The following is an 18,960-nucleotide window of genomic DNA, read 5'->3' as shown; positions in this document are numbered from 1 at the left end:
GACGAAGCCCCAACCCGTCACGCGCGCGCCGAGATTGGAAGCTGTCATCATGGCCGCGATCATCGTCGCGATCGTGGCGATCCAACCCACGAGGCTTATCATGTCCACCCCCTCCCCTGTGGCGGGCTTACAGGCGGCTACAGGGCCGTTTTGAGATAGGGGGCGGTAAGACTGCCTTCCGCCTCCGCAACATCGCTAGGGACGCCGCTGGCGATGATTTGGCCACCATCTTCCCCGGCCCCCGGCCCCAGATCGATGACCCAATCGACCTGTGCGATGGCGCGCATGTCATGTTCGACCACCACGACCGTATTTCCGACATCGACAAGACCCTGCAGGTGCCGCATCAGCCGATCCGCATCGGAGGGGTGAAGCCCCGACGTCGGCTCGTCGAGAATGTAGATCGTGTTCCCCCGCTGCGCGCGTTGCAGCTCCGTCGCGAGCTTGATGCGCTGCGCCTCGCCGCCTGACAGTTCCGTCGCCGGCTGCCCGAGCCGCAGATAGCCAAGACCGATTTCCCGCAGCACATCGAGCGAGCGCATGACGGATGCCTCGCTTGCGAAGAAGTCGCACGCTTCGTCCACCGTCAGCTCTAGCACCTGAGCGATGTTGCGGCCGTTCCATTCGACTTCGAGCGTTTGCGGATTGTAGCGACTGCCGTGGCAGGTCGAGCAAGGCGCATAGACGCTCGGCAGGAACAGCAGCTCCACCATGACGAAGCCCTCGCCCTCACATACCGGGCAGCGGCCCTGTGCGACGTTGAACGAGAACCTGCCCGGGCTGTAGTGGCGCCGGCGGGCAAGCGGCGTGTCGGCGAAGATCTTGCGGACATGATCGAACAGGCCGCTGTAGGTGGCGAGGTTCGAGCGCGGGGTGCGGCCGATCGGCCGCTGATCGACCCGCACCAGCCTTCGGACATGCTCCATGCCGGCCACGATGCGGCCTTCGGTATCGTCCTGCGCGACATCGAGCAGCGGATCGACCTCATCCTCTTCAACGGCTGCCGAGCTGCCGAGCTGTTCCGCGACAAGCTCCGGTAGCGCCTGGCTGACCAGACTGGACTTGCCCGATCCGGAGACCCCTGTGACGGCGGTGAAGCAGCCTATCGGAAGCTCGACGTCGAGGCTGTGAAGATTGTTGCGCGTCACGCCTTCGAGACGAAGCCATGCCTTGGCTTCACGCGGGGTCCGATCATGGGCGACGGGCTCTGCGAACAGATAGCGGCGGGTGATCGATTCCTCGACATCGGCCAGTCCCGCGATCGGCCCGCTGTAAAGCACTTCGCCGCCCTTTTCGCCGGCACCCGGGCCGACATCGACCAGCCATTCGGCATGGCGGATGACGTTGAGATCATGTTCGACGACGAACAGCGAGTTGCCCGCCGCCTTCAGCCGCTGAAGGATGGTCAGCAGGGCTTCGCTGTCTGCCGGGTGCAGCCCCGCCGAGGGCTCGTCCAGCACATAGACCACGCCGAAAAGCTGCGACGACAATTGGGTGGCGAGGCGCAGGCGTTGCAGCTCCCCGGAGGAGAGCGTCGGCGTGCTGCGGTCGAGCGAGATATAGCCAAGGCCAAGATCGATCAGTGGCTCGAGCCGTTCGAGCAATTCGCAGGCGAGACGCTGTGCGGCGACCCGCTTTTCATCGGAAAGATTGGGCGTGCGGCGCACGTCGGGCGCAGCCTTGTGCGCCGAACCTCCTGCCGCGACCCGCCGTTCGACCGCCGCATCGCGGGCCGCCTTGCCGAGGACATGGCCCTTCGGGACCGCCGCGGCGCCCCCATATTCGCCATGCGCGACGGGCGTGAGCAAGTCCCGGAGTTTCAACACCGTCAGATCGCCGAACTCGGCGATGTCGAGGCCCGCGAACTTCACGGACAGGGCTTCGCGCTTCAGCCGCTTGCCTTCGCAGGTCGGGCAATCGCGTCCGATGATGTATTGCGAGACGCGCTTCTTCATCAGCGCGCTTTTCGTGTTGGCGAAGGTCTCCAGCACATAGCGGCGGGCGCCGGTGAAGGTGCCCTGATAGCTCGGTTCCATGCGGCGCTTCAGCGCCACGCGGGTCTGTTCGGGCGTCAGGCCCGCATAGACCGGCACCGTCGGCGCCTCGTCGGTAAAGAGAATCCAGTCGCGGTCCTTCTTCGGCAGATCGCGCCACGGCGTGTCGACGTCATAGCCGAGCGACACGAGGATATCGCGCAGGTTCTGGCCATGCCATGCCGCCGGCCAAGCGGCGACTGCGCGTTCCCGGATCGTCAGCGTGTCGTCGGGCACCATCGTTTCTTCGGTCGCGTCATAGACGCGCCCGATGCCGTGACAGGTCGGGCAGGCGCCGGCGACCGTGTTGGGGGAGAAATCCTCCGCAAAGAGCATCGGCTGATGGCGCGGATATTCGCCGACGCGCGAATAGAGCATCCGCACCAGGCTGGAGAGCGTCGTCACGCTGCCGACCGAGGATCGCGCGTTGGCCGAGCCGCGCTGCTGCTGCAACGCGACCGCAGGCGGCAAACCGTCGATCGCGTCGACCTCCGACACGCCGGCCTGGTCGATCAGGCGACGGGCATAGGGCGCAACCGATTCCAGATAACGCCGCTGCGCTTCGGCATAAAGGGTGCCGAACGCGAGCGATGACTTGCCCGAGCCCGATATGCCGGTGAACACCACGAAGGCGTCGCGCGGTACATCGACGTCAATATTTTTGAGGTTATTCTGGCGCGCGCCGCGAACCTGCACGCAAGCGGGCGGCCCCGTATGCCCATGATCGGTGGCCGGCGTCGTCGCGTGAATGTCCTTGCTCTTCAATTCAGTCTTCCTGCCCTATACGCCCGTGCGGCCTGTGGTTCATCACAGTTGGGTAACAGATGAATGCATTTCCGACTCAATACATCCAACGGCCAGGCTGGCCCGATGTTCGGCGCCGTTGAAATATTTTTCCAGCATTAGACAAAGGTTACGACAAAACCATTTTTCCCCTTCAGTCGCGCGGCGAGGCCACACACACTCCGCTGGTAAGCGCCTGGGCCAGGCGGCCCTGGTCCGTGCCGCTATCGGCATGTAAACTCCGCACTTCGGCGCTTGTTACCGCATCGCGACGCGTTGCCCATTTGCCAGACCGCGCTTCATCATGGCCGGGGTCGGGCCATGATGACGGCCGAGTTGTCGATTCGAGCGTCTCGCGCCGCTTCGGATCGGCGGGTCAGTAGTGAATGACCGTGCGGATCGACTTGCCTTCGTGCATCAGTTCGAAGGCCTCGTTGATCTCCTCCAAACCCATCGTGTGGGTTACGAATGGGGCCAGATCGATATCGCCTCTCATCGCGTCCTCGACCATGCCGGGGAGCTGTGTCCGTCCCTTGACGCCACCGAAAGCGGACCCCTTCCATACGCGGCCCGTGACGAGCTGGAATGGGCGGGTGGAGATTTCCTCGCCCGCGCCGGCAACGCCAATCACGATCGACTGACCCCAGCCACGGTGCGCTGATTCAAGCGCGGCGCGCATGACGTGGACGTTGCCGATGCACTCGAAGGTATGATCGATGCCCCAGCCCGTCATCTCGATCAGCACTTGCTGGATGGGCTTGTCATGGTCCTTGGGGTTGATGCACTCGGTCGCACCGAACTGGCGTGCCAGCTCGAACTTGGACGGATTGGTGTCGATGGCGATGATGCGACCCGCCTTCGCCTGGCGCGCACCCTGAATCGCCGCGAGGCCGATGCCGCCGAGGCCGAACACGGCGACCGAGTCTCCGGGCTGGACCTTGGCGGTATTGTGGACTGCGCCGATGCCGGTCGTGACGCCGCAGCCGAGCAGGCAGACATGTTCGGGGTTTGCCTCGGGATTGATCTTGGCGAGCGAGACTTCGGCAACGACAGTATATTCACTGAAGGTTGAACAGCCCATGTAATGATAGAGGGGCTGACCATTGTACGAAAAGCGGGTGGTCCCATCGGGCATCAAGCCCTTGCCCTGCGTTTCGCGGACAGCGACGCACAGGTTGGTCTTGCCCGACAGGCAGAAGTCGCACTTGCCGCACTCGGCGGTGTAGAGCGGAATCACGTGATCGCCCGGCCCGACGCTGGTGACGCCTTCACCGACCTCGACAACGATGCCCGCGCCCTCGTGGCCCAGAACCACCGGGAAAACACCCTCCGGATCACTCCCCGCCAGCGTGTACGCGTCGGTGTGGCACACACCGGTGTGCGTCACCCGTATGAGGACTTCGCCTTTCCGGGGTGGGGCGACATCGATCTCGACGATTTCGAGTGGCTTGCCCGCCTCGAAGGCTACAGCGGCGCGAGATTTCATGTTGGGATACCCTCGTTGAGTTAAACCGATTGCTGGTGCGAGGCCGTTGCGTCAGCGCAAATTCGTCGACATTCTCATACTGGCAGGGAGTATTTTTATCATACTCCCTAGCAGTATAAAAGGGGTGTCCTAACGAGGATCTCAAACCAGAGAAGGCAGCAGGGGCTGGCTTCCAAGTGCGGGAGAACACGGGCAAGAAACTGAGCCTGAAATTGTCATTTAAGATAAGTACGCAGAATCTTCATTACGCCCTCCACGCCGTCATCGTGATCGCCACCTGCGCCTCCGACGGCCCGATCTGCGCCCGCACCGAATGTTTCCCTGAGATGACTCTGCATCACTTCTGCCATCAGTCCATTTGTCGCACCACGCATGGCGACAATTTGCTGCAGCAGGGGAGCGCAATCGGCTCCCGCTTCGATCGCGCGTTCCAGAGCGTCCGCCTGACCCTTGATACGCCGCAAGCGTGTGATGGCTCGCTTCTTGTCCTCTGATGAATGTGGCATCGCGTTTCCCCGAGAAATCGCTCCAGCATACTATACAGGGGGGGAGTTTCAATCCTGCACAGAGCCGGGCGTTTTCTAATCGGGCGAGGTTCCGGTCATGCTCTCAAGCCTGCGCCACGAGCAGCCTTGGCATGGACGCCGAGGGTCCGATCCTCTGTCGAGGAAGGGGGGAGCGATCGCTCACTCCCCCCGGTATGCCGGTCAGACCGTAACGACGACCTTGCCGATCTGGTCGTTCGATTCGAGGAAGCGGTGAGCGTCCTGGATGGCGTCGAGCGGGAAAGTGCGCGCGATCCGCGGCTTGAGCGCGCCCGATTCCAGACCCGCCACGATGAACGCCTTGGCGCGATCGAGGGCGGCATCGTCCGAGACGATCTCGCTGTAGAGATACCCCTTGAGCGTGAGGCTCTTGCCCAGCACGGAGAACAACGGGAACGGCGTCGGTTCGCCGCTGAGCGCGCCATATTCGAGCAGGATGCCGCCGCGTGTCATGCTCTCGGTCAGCGGCTCGAACGACGGGCCTCCGACCGGATCGAGCACCACGCGCGCACCCTGACCATCGGTTATCTCCATCACCCTCGCTACCAGATCCTCTTCCCCGGTCGCGACGACATGATGTGCACCGGCATCGATCAGGGCCTGGCGCTTGGCACCGGTACGCGTCGTCGCGATTACCGTCGCGCCGACCATCCGCGCAATCTGGAAGGCAGCAAGGCCGACGCTGCTGGAGGCAGCAGTGACGATGACGAAATCGCCCTCGCCGAGTTTCGCCTGCTCCACCAGCGCACCCCAGGCGGTGACATACTGCATCCACACGGCCGCCGCTTCCTCGAACGACAGCGCCGCCGGATGCTTGACGACGAGGCGGGCGGGCACGTTGGCGACCTCGCCATAAGTGCCCCAGCGCGCGATATCGAGCGGGGGGATGACGCTGACGGCTTCGCCTTCCGCAAACCCGGTCACGTCCGCGCCGACCGTAACGACAGTGCCGGCAGCCTCATAGCCAAGGCGGCTCGGGAACTCGGCTTCCTGAAGGTAGGCATGGTTGCGGAACATCACCTCGGCGCGGTTTATGCCTATCGCCTTCACCGCGATCTGCACTTCGTCGGCCGCGGGCGCGGGGACTGCCACATCTTCAATCCTGAGGACGCTGGCGTCGCCATATTCGTGGATACGGACGATGCGGCTCATTGGAAACTCCTTGATTATTGAATGATCGTTCTGTAAGGGAGCGGACCACCAGTTTCAAGATATTATTTATCGATCGTTCTATATCGTGCACCAGAGATGACAGAGACGAAAGCCCGTCGCCGCGCAGGTCGCCCTCGTGTGTTCGACACTGACGCTGCGCTCGACAAGGCGGTGCGGCTGTTCTGGCAGCGCGGCTACGAGGCGACATCGATGGCCGATCTGGTGGCGGAGACTGGCGTCGCCGCCGCCAGTCTCTATGCAGCGTTTGACAACAAGGCGGGGCTGTTTGCGGCGGTGATCGAGCGCTACGCCGCGACGTTCAGCGTCCACCTCTATGCACCCATCAACGATCCGGCGTTGTCCACCTACGAGGCCGTCAAAGGCCTGCTGGAACGAGCGGCGTCATCATTCTCGGAACCTGGAACGCCGGCCGGCTGCTTCATGTATTCGGCAGCGGTAGCCGTTTCGCCGGCGTCCGCCGCCATCGAATGCCTGCTGCGCGACAAGCGTATCGCGGCGGAGGCCCTCCTGATCGAGCGTCTGCAACGCGGCGCCGCGCAGGGCGAGCTTGCGGCCAACACCGATCCGGCCGTGCTAGGCAAATTCATCAATACGGTCATGGAAGGCATGTCCGTTCAGGCGCGCGACGGCGCTACGATCAACGAACTGCTCTCCATCGCCAAAATGGCACTCGATCGATGGCCGGCCGGGATATGATCGTTACATGGTGGTCATCTGCCAATCCGCCTCCCGCGACCGAACAGTCGAACTCATCTCATAGGACGAAAGCACATGAAACACGTGACATTGCCCGGCGGGGAAGTGGTTCCTTCAATGGGTCAAGGCACCTGGAAGATGGGTGAGCGTGCCGAGCGGCGATCCGATGAAATCGCCGCGCTGCGCGCCGGTGTCGAGCTGGGTATGACGCTCGTCGATACAGGGGGCATCGCAGAATCTGGTCGTAAACGTACGCTAAGCTTCTGACTGGCGGTTTTGTGTGCGTAATGGACGGAATCCATCTTCCGGCAATTTCATATCACTCCAGAGGTAATCGCCCGTGAGGCTGATGTGCTCCCAGCCCAAGGGCGCCGCATGGCTGAGCAATGCATCGTCGATATCGCGGCCTTGCCGTCGAAGATAATCTGCCGCTCGCCCCAGATAGACGGTGTTCCACAGGATGATCGACGCCGATACGAGATTGAGGCCCGAGGCCCGGTGCCGCTGATTTTCAAATGTGCGATCCCGTATCTCACCGAGCCGATTGAAGAATACGGCACGGGCCAGGGCGTTGCGGGCCTCACCTTTGTTGAGATTGGCGTTGGTGCGGCGGCGCAGATCGATGTCATCAAGCCAGTCGAGCATGAACAGAGATCGTTCTACACGGCCAATTTCCCGCAGCGCCCGTGACAATGAATTCTGCCGCGAATAGCCCGCGAGCTTCTTCAGCATGACGGACGCGCTGACTGTGCCGGTGCGGATTGACGCGGCCAGATGCAGCACCTCCTTCCAGTCATCCTCGATGGCCTTCACATTGATGGTCCCGCCGATCAATTGATCGAGCGCGGCGAATTCGGCGCTGGGCGTAAACGTGTAGAGCCGTCGCTCGCTGAGGTCGCGAATACGCGGGGCAAACCGGAACCCCAGCAAATGGCAAAGCCCGAACACATGATCGACAGCGCCGGCGGTGTCGGTGGCATGCTCCTTGATCTCCAGTTGGCTCTCATGGTTGAGCAGCCCATCGATCACATGCGCCGCCTCGCCAGCATTGGCGGCGATGACCTTGTTGTAAAATGGAGCATAGCGGTCTGACACGTGGGTGTAGAATAGGACCCCGGACTCTGAGCCGTATTTGGCATTGTAGTCGGCGCGGCCTTCGCCCTTGGCGCCGGCGCGGTAAAACTGACCATCTGACGACGACCCGGTGCCCGGTCCCCAGATCGCCGAATGAGGCAGAACATGATGGTAATCGACGATAGCCGCCAGAGCGGCCGCATAGGTTTCGTCGCGGATGTGCCACTGCGCGGTCCAGATCAGGCGGGCGTGGGTCAACCCTTGCGAACTTTCTGCCATGCGCCCCAACCCGAGATTGGTGGCATCGGCCAGGATGGCTGCCATCAAGGCTGGCCCATCCTGGGGCGGCTCGCCGCTGCGCACGTGAGCGAAGCGATCTCCAAACCTTGTCGATACCGCGACTTCGGAGAGCAGATCGGTGATGCGGATCCGCGGCAATAGGCCGTAAAGCTGGGCTTTGAGTTCCTCGGCTTCTTCGGGAACGGTGTTGCGGAGCGGGGAAATTTTGAGACCGCCAGCGTCGAGGGTTACGTCGGGCAATTGGCCTTTCAACGCTTTGCGGTTGACCTCGGCCATGCGCGCACCGAGCCTTTGGCGTCGATCGGCGAGCCAAGCAGCAAATGAGGTATCGACCGCGACGGGGACATACTGCTCGAGGAGCATCGTTTCGAACGCGGACTTTGGGAGCAAATAGTCACTCAGCGTCCGATATGCCCGGCTGCCCTCGACCCAGATCGCGCCCGACGCCAAGCGCTCCCGCAAATGCACAATGACTGCGATCTCATAGGCCCGGCGATCCACCGTGCCGTCCTGAAGAACGAGCTTGCGCCAGCGAACCCGAAGAAACCCTAGGGGCACGTTGGGCGGAAGAGCGCGCCGGTTGGCCGCATACATGTCATTGAGAATAGCGAGTGCCGCGAGAACGGGTTCGTTCGACTTCGCTGCCCTGAACGTAAAGGCCGCCAGAAAAGAAGGGGCGAAACGTCGTACCGATGGATAGCGTTCAAGCACATCCTCAAGGCCATCTTCGCTCCCACCAGTGAGCAACTCGGTTTCGCGAACGCTGCGCTCGATGTTCGTCCATCCAATTTCCCGGTCAATTGCATCCCTGGGATCTTCGGGATTCCAGCGCCCTTCGATCAACAGGCGTCCGAGGGCTGCATAGATTTTGCCAATTTCCTTCAGGCGGCCAGCTTCCTCGACAAGCCGGTCGGAGCGTGATCGAGCGGCGCGGCGAAACAACGACCCGATCATTTTTTCCATCATGAAGACGGCGGCATCGGTCAGGGCCACCTCAATTTCGATGGCGAACGCGCAGAGTGTCGCGGTACGGCGGATTTCATCCAGCCTCGACAAATGCTGTGCGCTCATAATTGCCGCTTCGCGTGCCATAACGGCATAGCGATTGGCGTGAATGGTACGGGCTCGCTCCGGCTCGATGGCCAGACCCCGCGTTATTTCCAGCCTTGCAATCACTGCGGCGAGGTTGCCGGCGCTCGGGGCTTCCGGATATTCGCGCAGCCAGGCCAACGTCGTCCGGCCAAGAACTGGGCCCGCGATCAGCAATTGTGCGAGATTGTCTTTTTGGTCGCCCGAAAGGCCGTGCGCAATTCCGGAATAGGCCGATTTTCGCGCACGGGCGCGGGCGACCAAAGCAATACGTTCAAAGGTATCGCTTGCCGGCAAGGTAACATTGTTGTCGCGCATGGCCCGCATCATTGCCGCGACGATCGCTTCGCCCCTGTCTGTCGATGCAGCCACATCGACGGCGATTTCGAACAGGGCACGCCTATCTGAAACCACGAACGGGCGCATGCCCAGCCACGCTTCTGCTTGAGCGCGATGTTCGCGCAGCGTCGGGGATCGATCTGCATAGAGGTCAAAATCACTGACTGTGCAGGTGATCTGTTCGGCGAGCAGCGCCAGCATCGGCAAGGGCGGTGCCTCATCGCCACGAAGGGCTCGCCCCGGTTCTCGTAAATAGCAAAGCTGGACGGCAAAGCCGATCCGGTTAGCGGGACGACGCCGACGAAAGATCTCCGCCAGCTCCGCACTGCCCAGCGTGTAGACCCGCTCAATGATGGAAGGGTCTGTCGGGGGATCGAACAGCGCAGCCCGCTGCCCGGGAGTGAGGATGGTTTTGCCCGCCATGTGCGATTCCCGATTTCACGTGTCACTTATTCATATTGAGAACCCTTTATCATCCATAGACAAAATGACGGATTATGTGACACTATCCTATGCAGTGGCAGGGTGCTGGCAACTGCGCTCTATAAACGGACGTATATGTGACAACACTCATCGGCTACGCGCGGGTCTCGAAAGCCGACGGCAGCCAGCTCCACGACTTGCAGCGCGATGCCCTGCTGGTGGCTGGCGTCGATCCCGACCACATCTATCAGGATACGGCTTCAGGCCGCCGCGATGATCGTCCCGGGCTTGCGGCCGGTCTCAAGGCGCTGCGCTCTGGCGATACACTCGTCATTTGGAAGCTCGACCGGCTCGGGCGCGATTTGCGGCATTTGGTGAACACAGTCGGCGACCTCACCAAACGCGGAGTCGGACTAAAGGTGCTGACTGGTGAAGGTGCTTCGATCGATACCACCACCGCAAACGGCCGACTGATCTTCGCCATCTTCGCAGGGCTGGCGGAGTTCGAGCGCGAGTTGATCGTCGAACGCACCAAGGCGGGGCTCGCGTCCGCGCGTGCCCGCGGCCGGCAGGGCGGACGACCGTTTAAGATGACACCGGCCAAGCTACGGCTTGCACAGGCGGCTATGGGAAAGCCTGAAACCAAAGTTGCCGAGCTATGTGCCGAGTTGGGCGTCACTCGGCAGACGCTCTACCGGCATGTCACGCCCGATGGGCGGATTAGACCGGACGGTGAGAAGCTGCTTGCTCGACGAAACCGCACGTCGTGAGCCAACCGATCTCTGAGACAATTGCGCTTCGCCCAGGGTTTGAACGTCTCCTCTTCGGTGTGCTTCTCGCATCCACCATCGGCGATGAGATTACGCAGGTGGCGCTCGTGTTCCGGGTAGCTCCGGCCGGCTCTGGTCCGCAAATAGCAGCCCTGCTGATTGCGCTTCTGCTGCCCGGTGCTTTGGTCGCGCCGTACGCGGGCAAGCTGGTCGATCACCACGATGCTGCAAAAATCCTCGCCGCGACCTCGTTGGCGCAGGCGTTCGTCTCGGGCGTGATCGCGTTCACAGGAGGCGTGACCGCAGCGCTCACCGGCGCGGCCATGCTCAGCTTCCTGTTCGCGTTTAGCGGTGCCGCGACGTTCACGCTGGTACCGATCGTGGGCCGGGCGGCCGGGCTTTCGGTTGCCCGCGTTAATGCCGCGACCGAGTTCGCGAGTGGCGGCGGCTCCGTGTTCGGGCCGCTCGCGGGTGGGCTGCTGGTCGCGTCCGGCGGTACCGCAGTTGCGCTTCTCTTCGACGCAGCCAGCTTCCTGCTGCTTGGGCTCGTCATCGTACTCTCCCACCTCAGCCGGCCGGGCGCACCCGATGCCGACAATCCTGGCTGGACGCCGGTGGCCGTGTTCCGGGGCTATGCGCCGATTGCCCGCCAGCGACGCATCATGCTTCTGCTCGCCAGTTTCTGGGTCGTTATTATGGCGCTCGCGATTGCGGACGGTGTCTATGTGTTTCTCGTAACCAACGTTCTCAGCCGAGGTCCGTTCGCATACGGGGCGTTCATTGCCGTCTGGGCAGGAGCCTATCTCATCTCTGCATGGGCCGCGGGTGGCTATGTCGAACGTAACGCCCGCTGGACGGCCCTTGTCGGACTGGGAAGCATCGCGGCTTCATTTCTGGCAATAGGTCTGACCGGTGCGCTCGCCCCATCGCTTCCCCTGGCGGTCGTCGCCATGGCGTTCCTCATCGGCGGTGCGGGCAATGCCATCTACAACGTATCGGTTCGCACGATCCTACATACCACTGTGAGGCCCGAGCTCCACGGCCGCGCCGCCGCGCTTTATGGTGCTGGAACCCGCATCAGCGAGGGTAGCGGGTTTGCAATTGGCGGCCTGCTTGGACCAGCGCGTGTCCTCATCGCATACATCCTGTCGGGTGTCGTCGCACTGGTGGCGGCCGGAGGGGGAAGCATTGGCCACCGCAGCCGCTGAGGCTGGACGTGATGCTTAGCGTACGTTTTTGGGCCTTTTCTCACCGGTCCCCATAGAGCAGGCAGCCCTGCGTCTGCCCAGGCGCAACCTTGAAAATCTCGTAGAAGGAGCGGCTTGCCTCAAGCACCCGTAGATCGGCGTCGAGGACGAGAAAGGGCTCGGGGATCGTGTTCACAATCGCATGAGCGAGCAGATTCGCCTCTTCGAGGTTCCGCACAGGAAGTGTTGTCGGCACTCCGGTCAGCCCGTTGCGATGTTGAGGGATTCGGCAAACGTCATTGTCCGGCCTTGCACTTGCAGGCGAAGGCACGATGATCCCTCTGTCACAGGACGCCTGCAGAGGAGGTCGGGTGATAAATCAACCTACCACGCTGCCGACGCCTTGCCTATGCTTACCCTATTTTAGGCGACGACATTGGATCTTCGAGCTTGCTATCGGTGGTCCCGCATCCGCGCTCGGTCATCCGATCGGAGCGACTGGCCCCATGCTGATTGGCACGCTTCTCGACGAGCTGGAGCGTCAGGAAGCCAAACGCGTGAGTATCGGACATTCTGGTCGATCATTGCCGTGGCAGTCTTTCGCCAAGTCTAGCAATGCTCCGCGCATGGCGTTGAGCGCATCCGCCTTCCGACCGAGGTCTGCGGCGCGCGATTCCGCCAGCGCCTTGACCTCGGCGCTGGCGCGATCGCGATCGGACCAGAGATCGAGCAACACGCGGATTTCCTCGATCGGAAATCCCAGATCCCGGGCATTCGCGATAAACTGCAGGCGATGTATGTCCGCTTCCGAATAGTCACGATATCCGCTGTCACGTCGCGGTGGCGACGGGATAAGCCCGATCTTCTCGTAGTGGCGGATCATCCGCTGCGAGACCCCGCTCGCCGCCGCCGCGCCGCCGATGTTCACAGCTTTACCCGATTGAGACGCAGCGCGTTGGTGACGACGCTGACCGATGACAGGGCCATCGCGGCAGCGGCGATCACTGGCGACAGAACGATGCCGAAGACTGGGTATAGAAGCCCGGCGGCAATGGGGACGCCAGCCGCATTGTAGATGAAGGCGAAGAACAGGTTCTGGCGGATGTTGGCCATCGTCGCCTCGCTCAGCCGTCGCGCCCGCACGATGCCATTGAGATCGCCCTTGAGTAGCGTTATTCCGGCGCTTTCAATGGCAACATCGGTGCCCGAGCCCATGGCAATGCCGACGTCCGCTGCCGCCAGCGCCGGCGCGTCGTTCACCCCATCGCCGGCCATGGCGACGACATGGCCTTCACGTTGCAGGCGCAGGACGACGGCGCTCTTTTGTTCGGGCAGCACCTCTGCTTCAACCGCGTCGATGCCGAGTTTCCGGGCCACCGCCTCGGCGGTCGTCCGGTTGTCGCCCGTCAGCATGACCACGCGCACGCCCTCCTTCCGCAAGGCGACCAGCGCCTTCGCCGTAGTCGTCTTGATCGGATCGGCAATGGCCAGGATCCCGGCGACCCGGCCGTCAATGGCGGCAAAAATCGCCGTCGCCCCGTCCGCCCGCAACTCATCGGCCCTTGCTGCCGCTGGCGACACGTCGATGCCACTCTCTTGGAGATAGGCCGCGCCGCCCAGAAAGATGCGCTTGCCGTCCACGGTGCCGACCGCGCCCTTGCCCGTGGGCGAGTCGAAGTCGGAGACCTCGGGAACTGGGATGCCACGATCCTTCGCGGCCGCAACGATCGCGAGCGCCAGGGGATGCTCCGACGCCCGCTCGACGCTCGCCGCAAGACGAAGAAGATCGTGCTCCGAAAAGCCATCCATCGCCACGATGCTTGTCACCGAAGGTCGCCCTTCGGTCAGCGTGCCGGTCTTGTCGACGACGATCGTATCGACCTTCTCCATACGCTCCAGCGCCTCGGCATTCTTGATCAGGACGCCAAGGCCCGCACCCCGGCCGATACCGACCATGATCGACATCGGCGTCGCGAGGCCCAGGGCGCAGGGGCAGGCGATGATCAGCACCGCGACAGCGGCTACAAGGCCATGCGCCAGTCGCGGCTCCGGACCCCATATCGCCCATATTGCGAACGAGAGCAGCGCGACGCCGAGCACCGCCGGGACAAACCAGCCCGCGACCTTGTCGGCCATGCGCTGGATCGGCGCGCGCGAACGCTGCGCGTCCGCCACCATCTGGACGATCCGCGCCAGCATCGTATCGCGGCCAACCTTGTCGGCCCGCACGATGAGCGATCCGGTCTGGTTCATCGTTCCCGCGACCACATGAGCATCGACAGTTTTCGTCACCGGCATGGATTCGCCTGTGACCATCGACTCGTCGATCGAAGAGCGGCCATCCTCAACCACGGCATCCACGGGCACCTTTTCGCCGGGGCGAATGCGCAGTCTGTCGCCCACGGCGATCAGGTCGACCGCGACTTCCTCGTCGCCACCGTCTGCCATGATCCGGCGGGCGGTCTTCGGCGCGAGATTGAGGAGCGCCTTGATCGCACCCGAGGTGCGCTCGCGGGCGCGCAATTCCAAAACCTGTCCGAGAAGCACAAGGACGGTGATGACCGCAGCGGCCTCGAAATAGATCGCGACCGTACCGTCCATCATGCGGAACGCCGCAGGGAATATACCGGGTGCGAGCGTTGCCACCACGCTATAAGCCCAGGCGACCCCTGTTCCCATCGCGATCAGCGTAAACATGTTGAGGTTTCGCGTCTGGAGCGATGCCCAGCCGCGCTCAAAAAACGGCCAGCCCGCCCAGATCACAACGGGGGTCGCCAGCGCGAACTGGATCCAGCCCGATATCCGCTCGGAGACGAGGTGGTGCAGTGCCGGGAACAGATGCCCGCCCATCTCGAGCAGGAACACGGGCGCAGTGAGCGCCAGAGCGATCCAGAAGCGCCGCGTCATATCGACGAGTTCGGGACTGAGTCCGGCCTCGGCCGTCGCGACCTCGGGTTCGAGCGCCATGCCGCAGATCGGACAGGCTCCTGGTCCCGGCCGACGGATTTCGGGATGCATCGGACAGGTCCAGATCGCGGTCGTAGACACTTCCGGCTGCGATTGCCCGCCCTTCGAAAGATAGCGTGCCGGGTCGGTAACGAACTTGGCGCGGCAGCCGGCACTGCAGAAATGATAGGCCGTGCTGTCATGTTCGGCGTGATGCTGAGTCGTCGCCGGATCGACGGTCATCCCGCAAACAGGATCGACGGCTTGCTGAGAACCCGCGGGATCGACCGCATTCTTCGCGTGACCCGCGCAGCAGACATGATTTTGGCTGTCATGTGCCGTGGATTTTGGCTCGGACATTCCCGTTCTCCTTATCGACGCCCCCTATCTAGGGTTTGACATCGTGTCAGGGTCAAGGGCCGCGAGTAATTATCTATTTGGCGGCGAGGGGCGTCATCGCGGCGAACTGGCCGAATACACGTACCGCTCATCTACGCCCCTGTCGCGATCAGCGCATCGCGCTGCAGATCAACGGACTGGCGATCGACCTCGCGGCGTTTGGCCGACTGGGCAAGCCGGAGGAGATCGCCGACGCCGTGCTCTGGATGAGCACCGACCTTGGTGCGTTCGTCACTGGTGCATCTATCTCGGTCGATGGCGGACGGTCGCTCTGACCGCGACAAGGCGACTCTGATAGCGTTCTCGAGAGCACATAGGCCATTCTCAAGGTCCTGGGCGGGCTTCCCCACAGAGCGGTCCGCATTATTTGCTCCGTAAGGTCTGATTGATGCCTGCGCGCTCAGCAGCTGGCTGGATAGCAGAATTGGCTGCTCCACGAGAACCAATCCGACACTCGGCAAATGGAGTGACTGTCAGTGTGGAGGGGGCAGCTTAATCTGAAGAGAATCGAGCGGCCTGATGTAGAGCCCCCAATAGGCCTTCAGCGCAGCGATCATCAGTGGAATGGCGCCAAAAATGATGAAGATCAGATCGGCGGGTAAGCGCATCCATTCGAGCTGCCGCGCGATATTGCTGCCAGTGTAAGCGATGCTTCGTGCGTGCCAATAGCCATGTTGCAGCACATCCCATACCTGCAAAACTCCGGCAGGGAACAAGCTCAGGATTACCATCAAGGCGAGCCCGATGTTGCTCCCCCAGAACCCGATGCGGACGTATCTCTCGATGCTCGGCCAGCGCGCGACGTCAGTCGTCTGGCGTAGCACAAACACCATCAGGGCAAGGGCTAGCATGCCGAAGACGCCCATCATAGCGGCATGGCCATGATTGGGCGTCAGGATGGTTCCAACCTCATAATAGCTCACGATCGGCAGATTAATCATGAATCCGAAGACTCCGGCGCCGAGGAAATTCCAGAATCCCACGGCCATGAGGAAATAAAACGTCCATTTATGGGGTAGCGCCGAGGCGACGCCACTTTTGTCGGTTTCGCTGCGCGTCGTGCGGACAAAATCCCATGCGTCGAGCGTCAGCAATGTCAGAGGCACGACCTCCAGCGCGGAGAAAAGCGCTGATGCCGCCATGTTGATCTGGGTCTGTCCTGAAAAATACCAGTGATGCCCCGTCCCCATCAGCCCGCCGAGGAAATAGAGGATCGCGTCGAGATAAATTACCCGCAGCGCTGTGTTCCGGCCCGTGAGGCCCAATTGGAACAACATCAGCGCGACTACGGTGGTTGCGAAGAATTCGAAGAATCCTTCAACCCACAGATGGATGATCCAGAAGCGCCAGGTATCGACCACGGTAAAGTTGGTCTTGGCGCCAAAAAAGAGGGCGGGAACGTAGAAGACGGGGATGGCCAGCGCGCCGAACAGAAACATCCGGGCGATCGGCCGTGCATGGACGTTGGAGACCTGGCTGGGCCGCGCAATCCGCCAGAGCAGCGCGAACCACGCCAATAGTCCCACAACGAGCAGATACTGCCAGAAGCGGCCGATCTCGAGATATTCCCAGCCCTGGTTTCCGAACAGGAACCACCAGTCGCCAAGCCACCCGGAGATGCCCGCCCATTCGCCAAGGAGACTGGCGCCGATGACGATGGCGAAAGCCGCGAACAGAAGATGGATGGCTGCGGGCAGCCAGCGGGGTTCGTCGGCGCGCAGCGAGCGGCCCAAAAACAGCGCGGCGGCTACATAGGCCGTTGCGATCCAGAAGATTGCGGTCTGCAAGTGCCAGATGCGCATCAGGTTGCTCGGAAAGATAGTCTCAAGCTGGAAGCCGTAGAAACTTCCTGGATCGGCGCGATAATGCGCAACCGCAGCACCTACGAGCGTCTGCATCAGAAACAGCAAGGAAACGACAACGAAGAATTTGACGAGGGCGCGCTGGCCGGGGCTTGCCTGTCCCGGGATCACCTGCGGCGTGGCGCTATGGCCCCGCGTAATCCAGCCCAGATAATCGAATTTGCCGAATGCAAGCAGTACTGCCGCGATGCCGCCGAGCAGGGCGATCAGACTAAGCGTGCTCCAGAGGAGCGCCCCGGCCGGAGCGACATTGCCAACGCCGGGATCATAGGGAAAATTGTTGGTATAGGAATAATCCGCCCCAGGCCGATCGGTGACCGACGCCCAGGCCGTCCAGCAGAAAAACGCAGTCAAGTCGCGCAATTCTGCCGGATCGGTGATGAGCTTGGGCGCGAGACCGCCGTTGCGCGCTGGGTTGATGAAATAGGATGTCCAGCGGGCTGTCTGCGCGCGGTAGGCAATAGCCTCCGGCGCAGTCAGGCGAAGAGTGTTGCTGGCAGGATCGAAACGATTGGTTTTCAGCGTGACGGCGACCTGACCGCGGATCGACCCTGTCTCGATAGGGGTAAGTGCGTTCAAAGCCTTGGCGAATTGTTGTTGTGCCAGGGAGGTGGCTAGGCTCTCACCAATCTGATGCAGCGTTTCGGCTGAAAAATCAGGGCCAAGATAGGCCCCATGTCCCCAGATCGTGCCATTGTCCATCAAGCCATAGCGCAGAAATATGGCCTGTCCCGAGCGGATCTGATCACCTGTGAACAGGGTCTCTCCGTGAGCATCAATCACGGTATCGGGGATGGGTGGCGCGTTCCGGTAGGAGAGCATGGTGATCGCCAGAAGCCCCGCAAAGCCAAGGATCATCACCATCAGGACCGATCGCAGCCACCATTTCGACAAGGGACTGACTTCAGGATCAAATTTGGGTTGGGCGGCTTCGTCCATTGCGCGTCTCCTGGCGAAACCGAAGGGTTAGAAAGAGTTGAACGGTCCGGCACACGTTCAACATCCGAAATGGGCCCAGCTGACCGTAGACTGATAGACGCCCCGCCATTGGCGGTTGAAGGCAGGGCAGCGCGGAGAGTGGAAGGTGCCTCTCATAAAGAACAGCCGAAAACGGCTGATGATGATCGCAGTTCGCATGCGCTCAGCTTACGGTTGAGACAGTTGGGTGCTCGAACAATATCGTGAGCAGCAAGGCTCCATCTTCAATGCCTTCGATGCCATGCTCCTCGCCGCGATCGAGATACATCCAGTCGCCGATCTCCAGGATGGCCTTCGCGTCTCCGAGCAATACATGCACTCTGCCACGCAGGCAGTGGAGCGTCGCTTGCCCGGCAACGTGGTGCGGCGGGATTACGGCGCCAGCGTGCACGAGGAGGTGGATCGCCTCGAAGGCCTCGGTTTTGACGAGGGCGGTCGTGTGGGCATCATCTACGCCCACACCCAAGCCTGAGAGATGTACGATCTCGCCGTGCTGCGCGTGATGAAGTGCCATGATCAATTATCTTTCTACCGTTGTCTGAAGCGGTCAATGTCGGCCTGAAATCCATGCGGGCGGGTCGCTGGCAGGAAAGGATTCCCGCGATGCCTCGTCGATTGCGTCGGACTCGGCTTGGCTCTCTTGTAGCTGCTCCACCCTCTTTGTTACGGCCGTTTCCAGCGCAGCGCGTTGCGCGAGAATAGAATCCGTCATCGGTGCGGTGCCTGCAAAATGCTGGGCGACCGCCGCCGCCACATGCGCCGCTAGCGATACATCGGATCGTCCGTGGCAAAGCGCATGGACGGCGTGCGCGACCGCCTCGATGCGTTCGGGATCTATCGATCTGTTTTCGGTATCAGGCACAACGGTCGGACTCCT

Annotated in this window: 16 protein-coding genes; 5 read left to right on the top strand and 11 right to left on the bottom strand. The window is 61.9% G+C overall.

Annotation, left to right across the window (positions count from 1 at the left end; all coding sequences use genetic code 11):
- Nucleotides 1-137 precede the first annotated feature (137 nt).
- The 4 genes from H4W01_RS20230 to H4W01_RS20215 form a co-directional block, all read right to left on the bottom strand.
- A complete protein-coding gene (locus H4W01_RS20230; RefSeq protein WP_443024804.1) occupies nucleotides 138-2,798 on the bottom strand; it encodes an excinuclease ABC subunit A in 2,661 nt (886 codons plus the stop codon).
- Between the two features lie 394 nt (nucleotides 2,799-3,192).
- Nucleotides 3,193-4,302: an S-(hydroxymethyl)glutathione dehydrogenase/class III alcohol dehydrogenase gene (locus H4W01_RS20225; RefSeq protein WP_043061438.1), complete on the bottom strand. Its 1,110-nt coding sequence runs from the start codon at nucleotides 4,300-4,302 to the stop codon at nucleotides 3,193-3,195.
- A 215-nt stretch (nucleotides 4,303-4,517) separates the two neighbouring features.
- Nucleotides 4,518-4,808: a metal/formaldehyde-sensitive transcriptional repressor gene (locus tag H4W01_RS20220; protein ID WP_109462186.1), complete on the bottom strand. Its 291-nt coding sequence runs from the start codon at nucleotides 4,806-4,808 to the stop codon at nucleotides 4,518-4,520.
- Nucleotides 4,809-5,009: 201 nt separating this feature from the next.
- Nucleotides 5,010-5,999, bottom strand: coding sequence for a zinc-dependent alcohol dehydrogenase family protein (locus H4W01_RS20215; RefSeq protein WP_209612923.1), 990 nt, complete (start codon nucleotides 5,997-5,999; stop codon nucleotides 5,010-5,012).
- 138 nt (nucleotides 6,000-6,137) lie between these two features.
- On the opposite strand from H4W01_RS20215, the gene H4W01_RS20210 reads away from it, so the two are divergent.
- Together H4W01_RS20210 and H4W01_RS22950 are read left to right on the top strand one after the other, a co-directional pair.
- Nucleotides 6,138-6,716, top strand: a complete 579-nt coding sequence (locus H4W01_RS20210; protein ID WP_334685375.1) for a TetR/AcrR family transcriptional regulator — start codon at nucleotides 6,138-6,140, stop codon at nucleotides 6,714-6,716.
- A gap of 75 nt (nucleotides 6,717-6,791) precedes the next feature.
- Nucleotides 6,792-6,983 carry a hypothetical protein gene (locus tag H4W01_RS22950; RefSeq protein ID WP_443024803.1) on the top strand — a complete coding sequence of 64 codons (192 nt, stop codon included), beginning with the start codon at nucleotides 6,792-6,794 and terminating at the stop codon, nucleotides 6,981-6,983.
- Here H4W01_RS22950 and H4W01_RS20200 read toward each other — a convergent pair.
- The gene (locus H4W01_RS20200; RefSeq protein ID WP_209612921.1) at nucleotides 6,972-9,941 is read right to left on the bottom strand and encodes a Tn3 family transposase; all 2,970 of its coding nucleotides are present in this window, start codon (nucleotides 9,939-9,941) and stop codon (nucleotides 6,972-6,974) included. The genes H4W01_RS22950 and H4W01_RS20200 overlap by 12 nt on opposite strands.
- A gap of 137 nt (nucleotides 9,942-10,078) precedes the next feature.
- Between H4W01_RS20200 and H4W01_RS20195 the strand changes: the two genes are divergently transcribed.
- Nucleotides 10,079-10,711 carry a recombinase family protein gene (locus tag H4W01_RS20195; RefSeq protein WP_029622716.1) on the top strand — a complete coding sequence of 211 codons (633 nt, stop codon included), beginning with the start codon at nucleotides 10,079-10,081 and terminating at the stop codon, nucleotides 10,709-10,711.
- Nucleotides 10,708-11,919, top strand: coding sequence for an MFS transporter (locus tag H4W01_RS20190; protein WP_087978939.1), 1,212 nt, complete (start codon nucleotides 10,708-10,710; stop codon nucleotides 11,917-11,919). The genes H4W01_RS20195 and H4W01_RS20190 overlap by 4 nt, the downstream gene beginning before the upstream one ends.
- Before the next feature lie 40 nt (nucleotides 11,920-11,959).
- On the opposite strand, the gene H4W01_RS20185 is transcribed toward H4W01_RS20190, so the two are convergent.
- From H4W01_RS20185 to H4W01_RS20170, 3 genes are all read right to left on the bottom strand, one after another.
- On the bottom strand, nucleotides 11,960-12,136 hold the full coding sequence (locus tag H4W01_RS20185) for a PAS domain-containing protein (protein ID WP_140356317.1): 177 nt from the start codon (nucleotides 12,134-12,136) through the stop codon (nucleotides 11,960-11,962).
- 303 nt (nucleotides 12,137-12,439) lie between these two features.
- Nucleotides 12,440-12,826, bottom strand: a complete 387-nt coding sequence (gene cueR, locus H4W01_RS20175; RefSeq protein ID WP_137903125.1) for a Cu(I)-responsive transcriptional regulator — start codon at nucleotides 12,824-12,826, stop codon at nucleotides 12,440-12,442.
- Entirely contained in the window at nucleotides 12,823-15,204 is a 2,382-nt protein-coding gene (locus tag H4W01_RS20170) for a heavy metal translocating P-type ATPase (protein ID WP_137903126.1), read from the bottom strand. The genes cueR and H4W01_RS20170 overlap by 4 nt, the downstream gene beginning before the upstream one ends.
- Before the next feature lie 77 nt (nucleotides 15,205-15,281).
- Between H4W01_RS20170 and H4W01_RS22945 the strand changes: the two genes are divergently transcribed.
- Nucleotides 15,282-15,518 carry an SDR family oxidoreductase gene (locus H4W01_RS22945; RefSeq protein ID WP_249340886.1) on the top strand — a complete coding sequence of 79 codons (237 nt, stop codon included), beginning with the start codon at nucleotides 15,282-15,284 and terminating at the stop codon, nucleotides 15,516-15,518.
- Nucleotides 15,519-15,716: 198 nt separating this feature from the next.
- Here H4W01_RS22945 and H4W01_RS20160 read toward each other — a convergent pair whose 3' ends face one another.
- The 3 genes from H4W01_RS20160 to H4W01_RS20150 form a co-directional block, all read right to left on the bottom strand.
- Nucleotides 15,717-18,044: a nitric-oxide reductase large subunit gene (locus tag H4W01_RS20160; protein ID WP_137903127.1), complete on the bottom strand. Its 2,328-nt coding sequence runs from the start codon at nucleotides 18,042-18,044 to the stop codon at nucleotides 15,717-15,719.
- 202 nt (nucleotides 18,045-18,246) lie between these two features.
- Complete coding sequence (locus tag H4W01_RS20155) at nucleotides 18,247-18,597, bottom strand: cupin domain-containing protein (RefSeq protein ID WP_209612920.1); 351 nt, start codon at nucleotides 18,595-18,597, stop codon at nucleotides 18,247-18,249.
- 33 nt (nucleotides 18,598-18,630) lie between these two features.
- Complete coding sequence (locus H4W01_RS20150) at nucleotides 18,631-18,945, bottom strand: hypothetical protein (RefSeq protein ID WP_133722784.1); 315 nt, start codon at nucleotides 18,943-18,945, stop codon at nucleotides 18,631-18,633.
- Between the last annotated feature and the right edge of the window lie 15 nt (nucleotides 18,946-18,960).

The organism is Sphingomonas sp. PL20 (assembly GCF_017875905.1).
Lineage (GTDB): Bacteria > Pseudomonadota > Alphaproteobacteria > Sphingomonadales > Sphingomonadaceae > Sphingomonas > Sphingomonas echinoides.
This window is presented reverse-complemented; position numbering and strand designations above follow the sequence as displayed.